Source organism: Deinococcus alpinitundrae, assembly GCF_009982895.1.
GTDB classification, from domain to species: domain Bacteria; phylum Deinococcota; class Deinococci; order Deinococcales; family Deinococcaceae; genus Deinococcus; species Deinococcus alpinitundrae.
This window is the reverse complement of sequence record NZ_WXZL01000276.1, coordinates 1-268: the sequence shown is the minus strand read 5'-3', so window position 1 is coordinate 268 and position 268 is coordinate 1. Positions and strand designations below refer to the sequence as shown.

The window sequence follows — 268 nt, the reverse complement described above, 5'->3', positions numbered from 1 at the left end:
CGATGAAATAAAAATACCAACATTAAATAATGAAGTTATGTTAACAATCCCTGCTGGTACACAAACAGGTAAGCAATTCCGCTTAAAAGAAAAGGGTATAAAAAATGTTCATGGCTATGGATACGGAGATTTATATGTTGATATTAAAGTAGTAACGCCTACTAAATTAACAGATAGACAAAAAGAACTAATGAAAGAATTTGCCAAATTAAATGGTGAAGAAATTAATGAACAACCTTCGAATTTTAAAGATAGAGCAAAAAGATTC

Annotated in this window: 1 protein-coding gene; it reads left to right on the top strand. The window is 29.5% G+C overall.

The features are described 5' to 3' along the window. A partial coding sequence (locus GUI70_RS25750; RefSeq protein ID WP_272952932.1) for a DnaJ C-terminal domain-containing protein occupies positions 1 to 268 on the top strand: 268 nt, incomplete at both ends.